Source organism: Synechococcus sp. R8-2 (assembly GCF_047461715.1).
In the GTDB taxonomy this organism is placed as follows: Bacteria; Cyanobacteriota; Cyanobacteriia; order Thermostichales; family Thermostichaceae; genus Thermostichus.
On the sequence record NZ_JANSHQ010000526.1, the window covers coordinates 1 to 1,136 of the forward strand.

The 1,136-nt window shown below is 65.8% G+C and carries 1 protein-coding gene; it reads left to right on the plus strand.

Annotation, left to right across the window (positions count from 1 at the left end):
• Positions 1-126: 126 nt before the first annotated feature.
• The coding region (locus NW819_RS11955; RefSeq protein ID WP_414413875.1) for an ATP-binding protein at positions 127-1,136 on the plus strand (1,010 nt) is incomplete at its 3' end.

Here is a 1,136-nt window from a genome sequence, read left to right on the forward strand (position 1 = left end):
CTCCCCAGAAAATCTCAGTTGCAAAGGCGGCGCGGAGCACTCAAGCGATAGACTGGGGTGTACAGCTCCCGCTCCGCTGCGAATCTGCTCGATTGAACCGTTGCTCGCCAAGCCTACCCGCCAACCATGGGATCCGCAACTCTATCCGCTCCTTGTACCTTTCCCCTCACCGCTGTGGTGGGGCAACAGGCGGCCAAGCTGGCTCTGCTGCTGGCAGCAGTGGATCCCAGCCTAAGGGGTGTGGTGCTGGTGGGGCCTCGCGGCACCGCCAAGTCGGTTTTGGCCAGAGGGATCCACGCCTTGCTACCGCCCATCGAGGTGATTGCGGGATCCTATTGCAACGACGATCCAGCGCAGCCGGATACCTGGTCCGACTGGGCCAAGGCTCGCTACCCAGCCGGAGAGGTGCCGCCCACCCAAGTGATATCGCCCCCCTTTGTCCAGGTTCCCCTGGGCGTGACCGAAGATCGGCTGCTGGGATCCGTCGATGTGGAGGCCTCCATCAGGCAGGGGGAAACGGTCTTCCAGCCAGGGCTCTTGGCTGCCGCCCACCGGGGCGTGCTCTATGTGGATGACATCAACCTCTTGGACGACGCCATCGTCAACTTGTTGCTGACGGTGGTGGGGGATGGGGTCAACCGCCTGGAACGGGAGGGGCTGAGTCTGCAACACCCCTGCCGGCCTCTCTTGGTGGCCACCTACAACCCCGAAGAGGGATCCCTGCGCCCCCACCTGCTGGATCGCCTGGCACTGGTGGTGCCGGTGGGGCAGGAGCTGAGCCTAGAAGAGCGAGGGGAAATTGTCCAACGGGCAACGCAATTTGTCGATGCTCCCGAGCCCTTCCTGGCCGAGCACCAGGCGGAACTGGAGGAAATCCGCACCCGCATCCTCCTGGCGCGGGAGTGGCTGCCCCAGGTCAAGCCGCAGCGGGAACAGCTCCTCTACCTGGTGCAGGAGGCCATCCGCGGCAACGTCCAAGGGCACCGGGGAGAACAATTTGCCCTGCGAGCCGCCTGTGCCCTGGCGGCGCTGGAGGGGCGGGATCGCCTCCTGGCCGAGGATCTGCAGCAGGCCGTGCAGCTGGTGCTGCTGCCCCGCGCCCGTTACGACCCCGACCAGCCCCCGCCTCCCCCCCC